Genomic DNA, 13,451 nt, shown 5'->3' with positions numbered 1-13,451 from the left:
GATCCTCCTGGCCCACCACCCGGTCAGGGGCGGCCGTGGCCCCGGTCCGACGACAGCACCTCGAACGACGCGATCTTCCACTTCCCGTCGACCTGGACCATCGTCACCGCGTCGACCAGGGTCAGGTTGGGTCGGACCAGGGTCACCGTGACCTTCGCGCCCTCCGGCGTGGTGACCGTGTCACCCACCTGGAACGAGACCATGGTGTCCGCCCTCGCCCGCTCGCACAACCGCTCGACGGTGCCGTAGCTGCCCCGCACGGGGTCGGTCAGCAGGTCGAACGCCGCCGGGCAGTCCTCGTCGATGGCGGCCTTGAAGTAGCCGTCGACCGCGGCCGCCGGGGTGTCGTCGGCGGTGCCGAACAGCCAGAACTGCGCGCCGACCACGGCGGCGACCGCGACGGCCGCCCCGACCAGGACCCCCGGCCGCCGCGCTGGCGACGGCCGGGTCCCCGGCGTGGTGTCGGTGTCCATCAGCCGTGCTTGAACACGACGGTGGTGACCATCCACGGCGTGTTGGCCACCGTGTTCACCGTCGCGTTGGGTCGGGCGCCGAGCACGACGAGCTGGTCCTCGATGAGCATCTCCATGTCACCGGCGGGCGAGGAGTTGAGCCGCGGGGTGAAGCCCGCGCCCGCGGTCAGGTTCCTGGAGAACCCGGAGTCGACGTAGAAGCCGACCGCCAGGTGGTTGTCGTCGGTGACGGCCGCGGTCTGCCCCGAGGAGGCGACCGCGGTGGTGCCCTTGTTGGACACGGTCGTGTCCACCGCGCCGAGCCCGGCGGCCAGCGAGAGGCCGGAGTACTCGACGACACCGACCCCGATGTCGGCCGACGCCGAGGCCGAGGCGGTCACCGTCAGCTTCTGGCCGCCGCCCGCGGTGATGGGGGCGGTCCAGACGCTCTGCTCGGTGTTGTCGGTCGCGACGGTGCTGGAGATCTTGGTGTAGACGTTCCCGGCCGAGTCGCGCACGCCGGTCGCCCGCGAGCCCACCGTGTTCCACACGCCGACCTGGACCACGATCCGGTCCCCGACCTGCACCGCGGACGGCGTGGTGACTGCCCGCTCAGCACCAGGACCGCGCCCGGTGACCTGCTGGACGTAGCCGGGGATAGGAGTCGCCGAGGGGGTTACCGCGTTCGACGGGGTCGACGGCGCGCTAGTGCCGATCGCGTTGGTCGCGGTGACGCGGAAGGTGTAAGAGGTGCCGTTGGTCAGGCCGGTGACCTGCGCGGACGTGCCGGTCACGGCGACCGGGGTCTGCGGGGTCGAGCCGATGTACGGGGTGACGGTGTAGCCGGTGATGGCGTTGCCGCCGTCGCCGGGCGCCGACCAGGTGACCGTCGCCGAGGCGTTGCTCGCCACGGCGGCCACCGCGGACGGGGCCGAGGGGGCGGTGATCGACGGCAGGATCCGCACCGTCCTGGCCACCGAGGGCACGCCCGCGGAGTTCACCACGAACAGCATGTAGTCACCCGGCGGTGCCATGGTCGCCCCGGCCGGGGTCTGGATGTCCAGCTTGCCGACACCCCGGGTGAACTGCAGCGGGACGAACCGCTGGTCCATGTCGCTCTGGTGGGTGTTGGCGCCCATCGACACCAGGTTGACCGCGCTGATGTCCGCCGAGTCCGGGGTGGACACCGAGATGGTCTGCGCGTACGCGGTGCTCGCGGGCGCGGCGGTGACGGTGGGGCGGGCGCCGTTGAACAGGTACGGCGGCGAGTAGATCTCCGCCGAGAACTGGCCGGGCACGGTGGCGCTGATGTGGTGGCCACCGCCCGCGACGAGCACCCGGCCATCGGCCATCAGCAGCGCGGTCTGGTGGTACTGGCGCGGCACCGACATCGACGCGGCGGTCGACCACTGCTCGGTCGCCGGGTCCCAGATCTCGGTGGTCAGGATGTTGGTGTTGAGCTTGCTCTGGTCGCTCGTCGGGGCGCCGCCGACCGCCAGCACCTTGCCATCGGCCAGGGTGGTCAGCGTGTGGAAGTCGCGCGCGGTCTTCATCGGCGCGGTCTGCCGCCACGCCGCGGTCGGCGCGGTCAGGTCGATGACCGAGGTGTTGGCCATCGCGGGGGCGCCGTCGGAGACCGTGCTGGAGCCACCGCTGTAGAGGATCTTGCCGGGCCGGTACATGGTCGACGAGCCGTTGATGACGCCGCTGGCGCCGACCGGGGTCCAGGTCTGGTTGTTGACGTCGAGCCAGTAGGAGACGTCCTCGGAGGGCCCCATCGTGAACACCTTGCCGTTGGGGGCCAGGTAGGCGAAAGGGTACTCGACCTCGTGGATCTGCGAGGTGTTCACAGTGGACAGGACGGTCCAGGTGTTGTTCGCCGGGTCGTAGACCTCGGGGTGCTCCGCCCAGGTGTATGCGTCAGAGGTGTTACCGCTGATGGTGACGTAACGGCCGTCAGGTAGCTCTGTCACGCTCGGGTACCACCGGGGGTAGTGCATGTCCGCGCCGCGGCTCCAGGTGTTGGAGGCCGGGTCGAAGATGGTGGTGTCCTTGATGCCGAGCTCACCGGTGGAGACGACGCCGTAGCCGCCAACGACGAGCACGCGGCCGTCCGGGAGGTGGGCGTTGGCGGCGCAGAAGATGCTGTCCGGCGCCATGATGGTGGTGAAGGTGTTGGTCGCCGGGTCCCACAGGTAGGTCGGCTCGGGCTGGTGCCAGCCGTCCCACAGCAGGTACTTGCCGTTGTTCAACGCGACCATGTGCACGGCGACGAACGGCCAGTTCATCGCGGGTGCCCATTGGCCCTGGGGGGACGCGGTAGGCGTGACGGCGTTGGACGGGGCGGACGGCGCGCTGGTGCCGATGGTGTTCGTGGCCGTGACGGTGAACGTGTAAGAGGTGCCGTTGGTCAGACCCGGCACGGCGAGCGTGGCCACCGCTCCGCTGATGACGATGGGTGCCTGCGCGACGCCGTTCGCGTAAGGGGTGACGGCGAGGGACGTGATGGGGCTACCGCCGTTGGGCGGGACGGTCCAGTTCACGGTCGCGCTCGCGTTGCCTGCCTGCGCGGTGACGGAGGTGGGGGAACCGGGCGCGGTCGGGCCATTGCCGCCGCCCTGCGCTGCCTTGAAGACGATGGTGACCACCGACCACGGCACTCCCGCACCGGTCGACACACCCGCGCTCGGCTGCTCACCGATGCCGACAGGCCTGTCTTCGAGCACGAACTCCATGTCCGAGGTCGGCGAGACGTTGACCCGCTCGGTGAACCCGGCGCCCGCGGCGAGGGTCTTGCCGAAACCGGAGTCGGCGTAGAAGCCGAGCGCGAGCCCGTCACCGGTGGTGACCGGCGTGGGGCCGGAGGTGACGACACCCGCGACGGTGCTGGTCCCGGTGGCCTGCGACTTCTGGTCCACCACGGTGGCGTCGGCGACCTGGGACAGGCCGGAGTACTCGACGGCCGCGATCCCGAGGTCGGCCTTCGCGGTCGCGGTGACGGTGATGGCGGGCTTGGTGCCGCCGCCGTTGACGACCGGTGCGCTCCACACGCTCAGCTCGGTGCCATCGGAGGCGGTGACGGCGGTGAGCTTGGTGTAGGTGTTGTTGGCGGCGTCCTTGACGGTCTTGGCGGTAGCGTTACCGCTGCTCCAGACGCCCACCTGCACAACGATCCGGTTCCCGGCGGTCACGTTGCCCGGCAGCGTCACGGCCTTGCTCGCCGCGATCGCCCTGGCGCTCACCTTCTGCACGAACGCGGGGGCCACAGCGGCCGCGTAACCGGGCAGACCCATCCCGACCAGCACCGATGCCAGCAGCGCGCTCACCACCACACGCGCCCGACGGGGGCGGAGAAATCCCATGTCACGTCCTCGACCGCAGTTCAAGACCGACCACGCCGGCGTCGCTTACATCGCCCCACCCCCGCCAACGTTTCGCCTGAGCCCCGAAGTCACCAAAATTACTCCACCCGGCACGTTTAGCCACGAATCCCGTTGTGTGATGGGAATTCACGAGCCCCAATGCCCCTGACGCGCCAGGTCACCGAAAACCGGACAAAACCCGCCATCGCGGCTGATTCCGGCACATCCACTGATGCCCACCGCAGAATCAACGCTCTCAGCGAAGGCTGGTTACCAGCAGGAACCACTCGGTGACTCGCCGACCACATCGACAACAAACTGTCACGCGCAAAAGCAGCCTGGGAATCAACGGCGGGCAGGGTGATCCCGAAGATCATCCATTCGGCCGCACCTCCCGGCGAGCACGCCACGCGGCAAGCCACGCCAGCCAGGACTGGGCGGCGGCTGGGATCCGGCGGCGGGGAAGAGCAGCCGGAGCGTCGGCCTCCCTGGGCGCCGAGCACTCAGCGGCAAGGGACCGCTGGTGGGTTCCGTAACCGCGAGGATCCAGGCGCGGCGGGGTGTCCGACCGAGATGGGCGGCAGGCGCGCTCGACATCGGCAGGGTGATTGGCGCACTCGACCCGACGGTCGGGGTGGTAGGCGCGCCCGCCGGCGGCAGGCGGGTGGTTGGCGTCGCCGACAGTGTGAGCGTTCGCCTGGTGCTGTCGCGCCCGAAGGCGGCAGCGGTAGCGGCGGCCCGCCATGACGGCGCCCGGTTCCGGAACGGCCGGATGGTCAGCGGTCGCGGCGGTCTGTCGTGACGGCGCCTGGCTCCGGACGGCGGGGGTGGGGGTGGGTCAGCGGTTGCGGTAGCCCGCCGTGGGCGGCGCCTGGTTCGGGCCGGCGGGGGTGGGTCAGTGGTTGGTGAGGCCGCCGTGGAGGTGGCCCACTTGGATGGCGGTGCCGCTGTGGGTGCCGGAGATGGAGTTGTGGACGGAGCCGGGGGTGTCGGGGTGAGGGTGGGAGGTGGGTGGGGTGTCGGTGGGAGAAGCGGCGGGGGCGGGGACCAGGCCGCTGGTGAGGAGGTCGCCGCTGGGGGTGGGGACGTGGAGGTGGGCGGTGGCGCGGTATTCCTTGATGTGGACGGGAATCGCGGCGGTGGGGAGGGTGGCGTAGCCCGCGTCGATGATGTCGTCGTGGACGCGGTCGGAGACGAGGGCGGCGAGGAACGTGCGGTCCTCGTCCGAACGCGTGAGGGCATCGCGCAGCGGGGCGGCGTCGAGCAGCCGGTGCGCGGTGACCAACGCGCGACCACCCCCGAGCGGCCGAACCGGCCCGACGTGCAGCGCCGCCCGCAGCCGCAGCCGCAACCCGCGGTGGACCTTGCGCATCCACACATCCCTGGCCACCAGCGCATCCTGCAACGCCCCGAACACCGACTCGGTGACGGCGGGCAGGTACCTGCTGTCGAACCCGAGCCCCAGCCCGTCGCCGGTGTCCTGGGGGAACAGTCGCCCATCCCAGACGTGCTCGAGCCCGCTGTCGGCGAACGCGACCCGCACCACCTCGGGGATCGCCTCGGCCAACTTCTGCTGCCCCGGATCGTTGTTCGACCCGTACCGCTCGGCGTCGACCACCAGAACACCCAGGTACGGCGGCAGTTCCTCGCTCACAAGACCTCCCCAGCCGGTGTCGCGCGTGCCCGTCCACCGTACTGCCCGCACCCCTTCCCCACGCTGGACAGAACCTGGTCGCTTTCTCGCCACACCCCCGCTCTGGTTGCCCGAAGGGGCAGGGCTGCGCACCTGGCCATCACACCGGCTCCGACCGTCGCGACGAACTGGGGAAACACCCTTTCGGGAAGGAGTCCCCGATGGCGACCGAGTTCACGTTCGTTGTCGACGGTCTGGAGTTGTCCGAGTCGCAGCAGGCGGTGATCGCGCAGGCGGTGGCCGAGGCGGGGACGGCGGCCGTGGACCGGGTGATCGGGCGAGATGTGCCGTACCTCGAGTTCGGCGGCACCCGGCTGCGCAAGTGGGAGCTGATCGGGCGCTACCTGCTCGCCGGTCCGCGCGCGCTCGAGTTGGCGGAGCAGGTGCAGGGTTACCTGGGCAAGCGGGAGCAGTGACCCACACCTGCCCGAGCGGGCAGGCCACCCCAGGCGCCACCCTGCTCGGCATCATGGGCCCCGGCGGCCGGGTCGTGTTCACCCCGCACGGCCCCGCCCTCACCTCCTCGCTGCGCACCCACCTCCAAGCACAGGTCGACGAGAACCACCCCGGCGCACCGCTGGAGTCCCGCTACCGCTTCGCGACCCCCTGCGCCACCAAGGGTTGTGCCTTCTGGGACGGCACCTGCCGAGCCCTCGACGCCGCCCACGACACCTACCCGACCCCGGCGCCCGGCCACCAAGCACCAGGCGCGCCAACCCTCAACGCCCCAGCAGCGGGCAAGCCGACACCGACGAGCCCAGCAGCCGACCGCCAGGCAGCCGCCGCCCCACTTCGCGGCACCCCGCCGTCCGGCGACTCGGCATCGGCACCCCCAGCGCTCAGCGACCTGTCGGACGAAGGCCACCCATCGGGCGGCCGCCGGGCTCCCGCCGATCCGGTGTCGAGCACCTACCCCGGCATCACCCCTTCCACGAATCCCGCTCTCGACAACACCATCGCTCTCCCCCACTGCGGCATCCGCGACACCTGCCGCTGGTGGTCCCAGGAAGGCCCCACCGCGTGTGCGGTCTGCCCCCAGGTCCGCACGCGGGCGGCACCGATCGCCAGTTGAGCCACTCCCGCCAGCGGCGGTGCGGACGTCTCGCACCGCCGCTGGACCACGGGTGCCCCAGATGTGGTCATGGCGGTAAGAGGTCCACTACCCCACGTCGTCGAGGTAGTCGGGTGCGGAATTTGACCGTAGAGGTCCGAATGGTCGGATTCGAGGGGTCATCGGTGCGTTGCCACTTATCGGGGGCGTTCCCACTGGTTCGAGTCACACCACGAACGTATCGAGCGCTGAGCTGGGCGGACAACGGACGCGCGGATTCTGTGGACAACCGCGGAGGTTGTGGACAACCCGGGCGGGCAAGCGGCCGGGCGTCGAATTCGGAGCGGGCCGGGGACGGGGAGCGCGACCAGGGTCAACTGGTGAATTCCGCCGGACCATTGGTCTAGACCTAAACCGATCCACCCGCTAGATTCGAGTGTGGTCTAGACCACACAGGGCCTACTCCGTCATCCCCTGGAGCCATCCCCATGAGACGCACCCTTCGTCGTTTGTCCACCGCGGCGGTGAGCCTCCTGCTAGCCGCCACCGCACTGATCGTCGTGAACCAACCGGCCTCGGCGGCGGGTTCGCTGCGCGCCGCGCTTGTGCTGACCGGGACCAGTGGCGAGTACACCGTCACCAACTCCGGTAGTGCTGCCGTCACCGGTTGGTCCATCCAGTTCGAGCTGCCTGCTGGTGTCACCGCGACCGCTAATGCCAACGCCACGGTGAGCCAGACCGGTACTCGGGTCACGCTTACCCCCGCCTACTACATCAACACGATCCAGCCGGGTCGCTCGACGTACCCGTACAGCCCGTCGTTCCGCCTCAGCGCGGCCGCGACCCCCGGCAAGTGCCGCGTCGACAACGGCAACTGCGATGGCACCCCCGACACACCGCCCGCACCCCCGGCCAACCTGCGCGCGACGGTGAAGACGACCAAGACCATCACCCTTGCCTGGGACGCCTCGGTGATCGGCTCGCTGCCGGTCGCGAACTACGAGCTCTACCAAGGCGCCGCTCTTGTCGCCACCACGCCGGACCTGACGGCGAACGTCAAGGACCTCACGCCGAACACGGCCTACACGTTCACCGTGAAGGCGAAGGACACCAACGGTCTCTCGTCAGCCGCTAGCGCGCCGTTGACCGTGACGACCAGCAACCCGTCCGATGACACCCAGGCTCCTACCGTGCCCACCGGTCTGCGCTCCACCGCGACCGACTCGGGTAGCGTCACCCTCGCCTGGAATGCCTCGACGGACAACACCGGCGTTGTCGCCTACGACATCTTCGTCAACGGTGCGGCGGGCCCCACGGCCACCACCACCACGGCCAAGGTGACCGGCCTGTCGCCCTCTACCGCCTACAGCTTCACGGTGCGGGCGCGCGACAGTTACGACAACGCGTCGGCTCAGAGCGCGGCTGTTTCCGCTACCACGAAGGACATCGTCGACGGGTACGCCCGCGTCGGGTACTTCGTGCAGTGGGGCATCTACGGCAGGCAGTTCTTCGTCAAGAACCTCGTCACCAACGGGGCCGCGGCGAAGCTGACCCACCTGCTCTACGCGTTCGGCAACATCGACCCGGTCAACCTCACCTGCCTCACCGGGGTCACCAAGGGCACGACGGCCAACCCGCAGGACCCGAGCCAGGGTGACGGCGCGGGCGACGCCGAGGCCGACTACTCGCGGCCCTTCGCCGCGGGCCAGTCCGTCGACGGCGTCGGCGACACCGGGTGGGAGACGTTGCGCGGCAACTTCAACCAGCTCAAGAAGCTCAAGGTGAAGTACCCGAACATCAAGATCCTGATCTCCCTCGGCGGGTGGACCTATTCGAAGTACTTCTCCGATGTCGCCGCCACCGATGCTTCCCGTAAGAAGTTCGTGTCCTCGTGCATCGACACTTACATCAACGGCAACATCAAGGCCTACGGCGGCGCGGGTGGTCCTGGCACCGCGGCGGGCATCTTCGACGGCATCGACATCGACTGGGAGTGGCCGGGTAGCGCTGACGGTCACCCGGGCAACCACTGGTCGCCCAACGACAAGAACAACCTGACCGCGCTGCTCAAGGAGTTCCGCGAGCAGCTCGACGCCAAGAGCAAGACCACGGGTAAGAGGTACGAGCTCCAGGCGTTCACCCCCGCCGACCCCGGCAAGGTCGAGGCCGGTTGGGACGTCCCGAAGATCTTCGACTACCTGGACGTCGCGAACGTGCAGGGCTACGACTTCCACGGTTCCGGTAGCGACAACTCGTGGGAGCCCAACCGCACCGGCCACCAGGGCAACCTGTACCCGGACGCGGATGACCCGTACAACAACAAGTTCAGCGTCGAGGGCGCCATCAAGGCCTACACCGACAAGGGCGCGAACCCACGCAAGCTGACGTTGGGTCTAGCGTTCTACGGCCGAGGCTGGCAGGGCGTGCCCGACAACGGTAAGAAGGGCGAGTGGCAGTCGGCGACAGGCGCCGCTCCCGGCCAGTTCGCTGAAGAGGCGGGTACACGCGGGTACAGCAACCTGCTCGCGAGCGTGCCCAACTGCACGATCTACCACGACACGGCCTCCGTGGCCACCGCCTGCCACACCGGCGGCACCAACGGCCAGTGGTGGACCTTCGACGACGCCTGGTCGATCCAGCAGAAGATCACCTGGCTGAAGCAGAAGAAGCTGCTGGGCGTCATGGCCTGGGAGATGTCCGGCGACCCCGGCACCCTGATGACGGCGGTGGACACCAACCTGAAGTAGCGCACCACCACCGGATGGGGCTCCCCGCACGCGGGGAGCCCCATTCCGCTTTGTCACCGATCACGCCGCCCCGGTGGGCTCGTACGGAGTGATGTCGCAGATCTCCAACTGCCTGGTCTTCAGGAGCGCGAGCGCGGCCCGGGAAACGACGAGACTCGCGTTGGGCACCAACCCGAAATCGTCGTGCCCCGCGGCACCGATCACGACCAGCCATGCGAACCGGGGCAGCTTGCCGATATCGCCGATCCAGTCCTCCCCCTCGGGCGCGAGCGTGGTCACGACATCCCTGATCTCGAACCCGCTCAGCGCCGACCGCGCCAACTCCTCAGCCAGGCCCGCAGTCACCAGGAAGACCGGGAACGCGGTGATCAACTCATCACCCAACCAGTCGTGGAACGCGTACTCCACCCGACTCACCCTGGGCGGATGCACCGACCTGTCCTGCTCCGACCCCTCCCCCAACTCCCCGGCGACCTCAGGCTCAAGCAGGAAATAGTCACTCACGCCGTCACCGTACCCGGGGCCGAAAACTCGCGCCATGCTTGTCATCCAATTCGGTGGCGAAGTTCAACAAATCCTGTTTCGACGCGCTCACATTCTTGGCGTAGAATCTGTTCCAGGCGATGCGCAACGCACTGAGGTGCATCCGGTTGTTGACATCTCCTTTGGAAATGCCCCGCAAGTTCTCCAACGAGTTGATTTCCTCCGGAGTCAGACCGGCAGTCGGATACCTGCGTTCGGCTTGCCGTTCCACGGCGTGGTGAACCACCACGGTCCCCTTGAGGTGCGGGTGCGCGGTGAAGAACGTCTTCCGGTAGTCGGCGGAACCGCTGTGGCCGAACTTCGCTGGGCCCACGGCCTTCGGCGGCGGTTCGTTCGTCGCTGCCCCGGGGAGCGCTTGCCTGCTGGAGTGAACCGGCGGTCGCGTGGACGTGTCGCCCTGCTGGCCAGTACCCAAGTGGTGGTCAGCGGTCCCGGAGATAGCGCTCTCCGTCTGGCGGAGGGCCACACAGAGATCATCGAGCCTGGCGCTCGCGGCGTGGAGCGCAGCCAGCGCAGTACCCTGTCCAGCCGCGCGCCCGAGAGACCTGTCGACGACCTGGCGCGCCTCCGCCAACCACGAGGACGTCGACCCGACCAGGTCGGCGGCTACCTTGGCAAGCCGAGCCTGCGCAGCACCCAGCGCCATGGCCCTATCGCCGACTGACATGAGCCGACACCCCGTCCAGCGCTTGCTGGGCCTGGAGACCCCAGGCCCAGCAAGCGTCACCTGACGTGACGGATGAGGGCGGTGATGTCGGCGGTGAGGACGGGGCCGTGGGGGTTCTTGCTGTCCCGGAGGTGGCGGAGGGTGCTGCCCACCTCGACGCAGTCGGAGTTGGCGGCGGATCGGGTGGACTTCTTGAACCGCATGGCGCGCTCCTAGCGAGTCTTGGCGAACCTGATCAGCGCAGCAGCATCGGCCGACAGAGATGACCCGGTCGGGTTCTTGCTGTCTCGCAGGTGGGACAGCGTTTGGGCAACCTCGACACAGTTCGTGTACGAGCCAGACCGGCTGGACTTCTTGAACCGCAGACTGTCTTGCCGCAACTCAGCCTCCAAGGACGTGCTCGATTTCACTGTTGAGCATATCCCTGGTGTCCTGCTCGCTCAGAGCCAGTTGTTCCAGGAAGCGCTTGAGCTCGATGTACGGCGCAGCTTCCCCGTCGAAGAGGTAGGTGGCGGACTGGAAGTGTTCGATGTGGACCATCGGGCCGACGTAGGCGAACCGCAAGAGATACCAAGCAGACATCATCTGAATGGTTGGCCGAACGACGAGCCGCAGAGAGATGTTGGGGGACTGACTCAGCCGGGTGAGGTGTCGCAACTGGGCGACAAAGTCCTCACGCGAACACAGTTGGTTTCGAAGAGAACCCAAATCGATCAAGGCTGCGTAAGGAGCTTGGCTACCTATGAGCATCTGCTGACGAGCGCGACGTGCCTCCAGGCGGACCGACATGTCCTTCTCCGCGATGCCAGCCTCACGCATGACCGCCTCAGTGTAGGCGGGGACCTGCAGCAGCCCCGGGACGATCCCGGGGCTCCAGTCAAACCTCTGTGTGGCTTCGAGTTCGTAGGCAGCCAAGGCGCCGAGTTCAGGAGGCATGTCTGCGGGCGGTCGGTCCCACCACCCAAGGCTGGGCGTCTCCTTGGACCAAGCGACCAGCCTCTCCCGTTGCTTGTGCGGGATCTTGTAGATCAACGCAAGAGCCATCACCGTTTCGGGTGAAAGACTGCGCAGGCCGCGTTCCACCCGACTGAGGGTTGACTCCTTCCAGTCGATCACTTCGCACACGGCCGCGAGGCTGAGACCTGCGGCGTTGCGGAGCTTGCGCAGTTCCGCGCCCAGCGCGCGGTCTTTCGGGGACGCGGGTTTGTGGGTGCCGCTGGGCACGGCGGTCCTCCTTCGGTGTTTCTGGCAGGGTGGGCAACGCCCTAGCTTCGCCTTGCCCGACGCGGGAACGGCCCGTGTTCGTGGCAAATAGTGAAGGGTGTTGCCCGTGACGCGCAATCCGGACATCGACGTCTACGCCACGATCCGCCCCGGCGCCGAAATCAGCTGCGAGGTAACCAAGACCGAAGTCCAACTCCGCTTCGGCGGCCACTCCGACGGCTTCCACCTGATCATCGAAGCAGGCGCCCTGTCCCGCTTTGTCACCAGCGTCCAGGATGCCCTCACCCAATACGAGAACGCCGCCTGACCCAGGTCCCCGGTGGGCACTGGCGACATCGCCGGTGCCACCGAACCACCTTCGCGTAAGAGCTATTCGGGGAGCTTCTTAAGCGCTATCGGCAGATTGTCGACGGGAATGGGTAGGGCTGTCGGGTCCCAGCGGACTCGGTAGCCCGGGGGTAGGTCCCAGCTTCGGGTTAGCAACAACTGGTGCAGGAGGGTCTTAACCTCGTACATCCCGAAGCGCAGGCCGATGCACTTGTGGGCGCCCGCTCCGAAAGGCAGCCAGTTGTAGCGGGGGATGTCGGTCTCGAAGCGGAGCGGGTTGAACGTGTGCGGGTCGGGCCAGAGCTCGGGGAGCAGGTGGTTGAGCCAGAGCGTCACCGTGACCATGGTCCCGGCGGGCACGAAGTGGCCCTGGATCTCGGTGTCGGCGATGGCGCGGCGGGCGGGGGACGGGACCGGGGTGACCAGGCGCAGGGACTCGCGGATGACCATGTCGAGGACCACCAGGCGGTCCAGGTCGGCGGTCGAGAGGGGGCCGGGGCCGATCTCGCGGGCCTCGGCGCGGGCCTGTTCCTGCCATTCCGGGTGCAGGCCGAGGTGGTAGAGCGCGGCGGTGGTGGTGATGGTGGCGGTGTCGTGGGCGGCCATCATCAGGAAGATCATGTGGTTGACCACGTCCTCCTGGCTGAACGCGGACCCGTCCTCCAGCCGCGCGTGGCACAGGGCGGTGAACAGGTCATCACCCACACGGTCCTGGCAGGCACCCGCGCGGAAGTACTCCTCCAGCCGCCGTCGACCCCGGATCCCGGCCGCCCACCGACCGCCGGGCACGGGGAACCGCACGATCGAGGTCCCCGCGCGCACCACGCCGATGAACGCCTCGTTCACATCGGGATCGCTCGGCTCCCCCATGAACACCTCGGCGGCGACGTCCAGGGTCAGCGCCTTGAGCGCTGGGTAGACGTCGAGCTGCTCGGGCCAAGAGGGAAGTTCCCGGCGCACGACCTCGGCTACGCGGGCGACGTAAGAGTCCACGCGCGGTGCGGTGAACGCCTCTTGCATGAGCCGCCGGTGGAACAGGTGCTCGTCGAAGTCCAGCAGCATCAGGCCGCGGGGGAAGAACTTCTCCAGGAAGTACGCCCACCCGTCCTGCGAGAACGCCTTGTCCTTGTTGACGAACACCTCCCGCGCGGCGTCAGGCCCAACGGCGGCGACCATCTTCGTGCCGAACACGTTGGCCCACGACACCGGCCCGAACTGACGGTACCGCTCTAGCTGGTACTCCACACCGCGCCGCAACAACGGAACCGTGTGCCCTAGCACCGGCCAACCACGGTCACCCAGTACCGGCTTCAAACCTGTCGGCGCTACCGCCAGCTCTCGCACCACCATCCGAACCTAGCACCGGACCAGGCTGCCGAACCCGC

The 13,451-nt window shown here is 68.2% G+C and carries 13 protein-coding genes; 4 read left to right on the top strand and 9 right to left on the bottom strand.

Annotated elements, in window-relative coordinates:
• Positions 1-23 precede the first annotated feature (23 nt).
• The 3 genes from BMY07_RS23380 to BMY07_RS23360 all read right to left on the bottom strand — a co-directional run bounded on the left by BMY07_RS23380 (position 24) and on the right by BMY07_RS23360 (position 5,468).
• A complete protein-coding gene (locus BMY07_RS23380; protein ID WP_092782642.1) occupies positions 24-473 on the bottom strand; it encodes an MTB12 C-terminal domain-containing protein in 450 nt (149 codons plus the stop codon).
• Complete coding sequence (locus BMY07_RS23375) at positions 473-3,814, bottom strand: fibronectin type III domain-containing protein (protein ID WP_092782639.1); 3,342 nt, start codon at positions 3,812-3,814, stop codon at positions 473-475. Before BMY07_RS23375 ends, BMY07_RS23380 begins: the two co-directional genes overlap by 1 nt.
• Before the next feature lie 895 nt (positions 3,815-4,709).
• Positions 4,710-5,468: a hypothetical protein gene (locus tag BMY07_RS23360; protein WP_177215729.1), complete on the bottom strand. Its 759-nt coding sequence runs from the start codon at positions 5,466-5,468 to the stop codon at positions 4,710-4,712.
• A gap of 200 nt (positions 5,469-5,668) precedes the next feature.
• On the opposite strand from BMY07_RS23360, the gene BMY07_RS23355 reads away from it, so the two are divergent.
• The 3 genes from BMY07_RS23355 (at position 5,669) to BMY07_RS23345 (ending at position 9,305) form a co-directional block, all read left to right on the top strand.
• Complete coding sequence (locus BMY07_RS23355) at positions 5,669-5,923, top strand: hypothetical protein (protein WP_092782633.1); 255 nt, start codon at positions 5,669-5,671, stop codon at positions 5,921-5,923.
• Positions 5,920-6,579, top strand: coding sequence for a hypothetical protein (locus tag BMY07_RS23350; RefSeq protein ID WP_092782630.1), 660 nt, complete (start codon positions 5,920-5,922; stop codon positions 6,577-6,579). Before BMY07_RS23355 ends, BMY07_RS23350 begins: the two co-directional genes overlap by 4 nt.
• 467 nt (positions 6,580-7,046) lie before the next feature.
• Positions 7,047-9,305 (top strand): glycosyl hydrolase family 18 protein, encoded by a 2,259-nt coding sequence (locus tag BMY07_RS23345; protein WP_092782627.1) that lies wholly within the window; start codon positions 7,047-7,049, stop codon positions 9,303-9,305.
• A gap of 60 nt (positions 9,306-9,365) precedes the next feature.
• On the opposite strand, the gene BMY07_RS23340 is transcribed toward BMY07_RS23345, so the two are convergent.
• The 5 genes from BMY07_RS23340 to BMY07_RS23320 are packed head-to-tail and all read right to left on the bottom strand — an operon-like array spanning position 9,366 to position 11,739.
• Positions 9,366-9,809, bottom strand: coding sequence for a hypothetical protein (locus BMY07_RS23340; protein ID WP_092783038.1), 444 nt, complete (start codon positions 9,807-9,809; stop codon positions 9,366-9,368).
• Between the two features lie 4 nt (positions 9,810-9,813).
• On the bottom strand, positions 9,814-10,515 hold the full coding sequence (locus tag BMY07_RS23335) for a hypothetical protein (protein ID WP_092782624.1): 702 nt from the start codon (positions 10,513-10,515) through the stop codon (positions 9,814-9,816).
• A 56-nt stretch (positions 10,516-10,571) separates the two neighbouring features.
• Positions 10,572-10,718 (bottom strand): DUF397 domain-containing protein, encoded by a 147-nt coding sequence (locus tag BMY07_RS23330; protein ID WP_092782621.1) that lies wholly within the window; start codon positions 10,716-10,718, stop codon positions 10,572-10,574.
• Positions 10,719-10,727: 9 nt separating this feature from the next.
• Positions 10,728-10,925 carry a DUF397 domain-containing protein gene (locus tag BMY07_RS23325; RefSeq protein ID WP_245782595.1) on the bottom strand — a complete coding sequence of 66 codons (198 nt, stop codon included), beginning with the start codon at positions 10,923-10,925 and terminating at the stop codon, positions 10,728-10,730.
• A complete protein-coding gene (locus BMY07_RS23320; protein WP_177215728.1) occupies positions 10,897-11,739 on the bottom strand; it encodes a helix-turn-helix domain-containing protein in 843 nt (280 codons plus the stop codon). Before BMY07_RS23320 ends, BMY07_RS23325 begins: the two co-directional genes overlap by 29 nt.
• 106 nt (positions 11,740-11,845) lie before the next feature.
• Here BMY07_RS23320 and BMY07_RS23315 point away from each other — a divergent pair, with 106 nt between their 5' ends.
• Positions 11,846-12,046, top strand: a complete 201-nt coding sequence (locus tag BMY07_RS23315; protein ID WP_092782612.1) for a hypothetical protein — start codon at positions 11,846-11,848, stop codon at positions 12,044-12,046.
• Positions 12,047-12,108: 62 nt separating this feature from the next.
• On the opposite strand, the gene BMY07_RS23310 is transcribed toward BMY07_RS23315, so the two are convergent.
• On the bottom strand, positions 12,109-13,416 hold the full coding sequence (locus BMY07_RS23310) for a cytochrome P450 (RefSeq protein WP_092782609.1): 1,308 nt from the start codon (positions 13,414-13,416) through the stop codon (positions 12,109-12,111).
• Positions 13,417-13,451: the final 35 nt, after the last annotated feature.

This window comes from Actinokineospora terrae, assembly GCF_900111175.1.
Classification (GTDB): domain Bacteria; phylum Actinomycetota; class Actinomycetes; order Mycobacteriales; family Pseudonocardiaceae; genus Actinokineospora; species Actinokineospora terrae.
Note: the sequence above shows the minus strand (reverse complement) of the source record. Positions and strands in the feature narration are given on the sequence as shown.

Excerpts from the sequence above, each read along its gene's own strand:
- BMY07_RS23380 (WP_092782642.1), bottom strand. The coding sequence starts at position 473 with ATGGACACCGACACCACGCCGGGGACCCGGCCGTCGCCAGCGCGGCGG.
- BMY07_RS23375 (WP_092782639.1), bottom strand. The coding sequence starts at position 3,814 with ATGGGATTTCTCCGCCCCCGTCGGGCGCGTGTGGTGGTGAGCGCGCTG.
- BMY07_RS23355 (WP_092782633.1), top strand. The coding sequence starts at position 5,669 with ATGGCGACCGAGTTCACGTTCGTTGTCGACGGTCTGGAGTTGTCCGAG.
- BMY07_RS23345 (WP_092782627.1), top strand. The coding sequence starts at position 7,047 with ATGAGACGCACCCTTCGTCGTTTGTCCACCGCGGCGGTGAGCCTCCTG.
- BMY07_RS23335 (WP_092782624.1), bottom strand. The coding sequence starts at position 10,515 with ATGTCAGTCGGCGATAGGGCCATGGCGCTGGGTGCTGCGCAGGCTCGG.
- BMY07_RS23330 (WP_092782621.1), bottom strand. The coding sequence starts at position 10,718 with ATGCGGTTCAAGAAGTCCACCCGATCCGCCGCCAACTCCGACTGCGTC.
- BMY07_RS23310 (WP_092782609.1), bottom strand. The coding sequence starts at position 13,416 with ATGGTGGTGCGAGAGCTGGCGGTAGCGCCGACAGGTTTGAAGCCGGTA.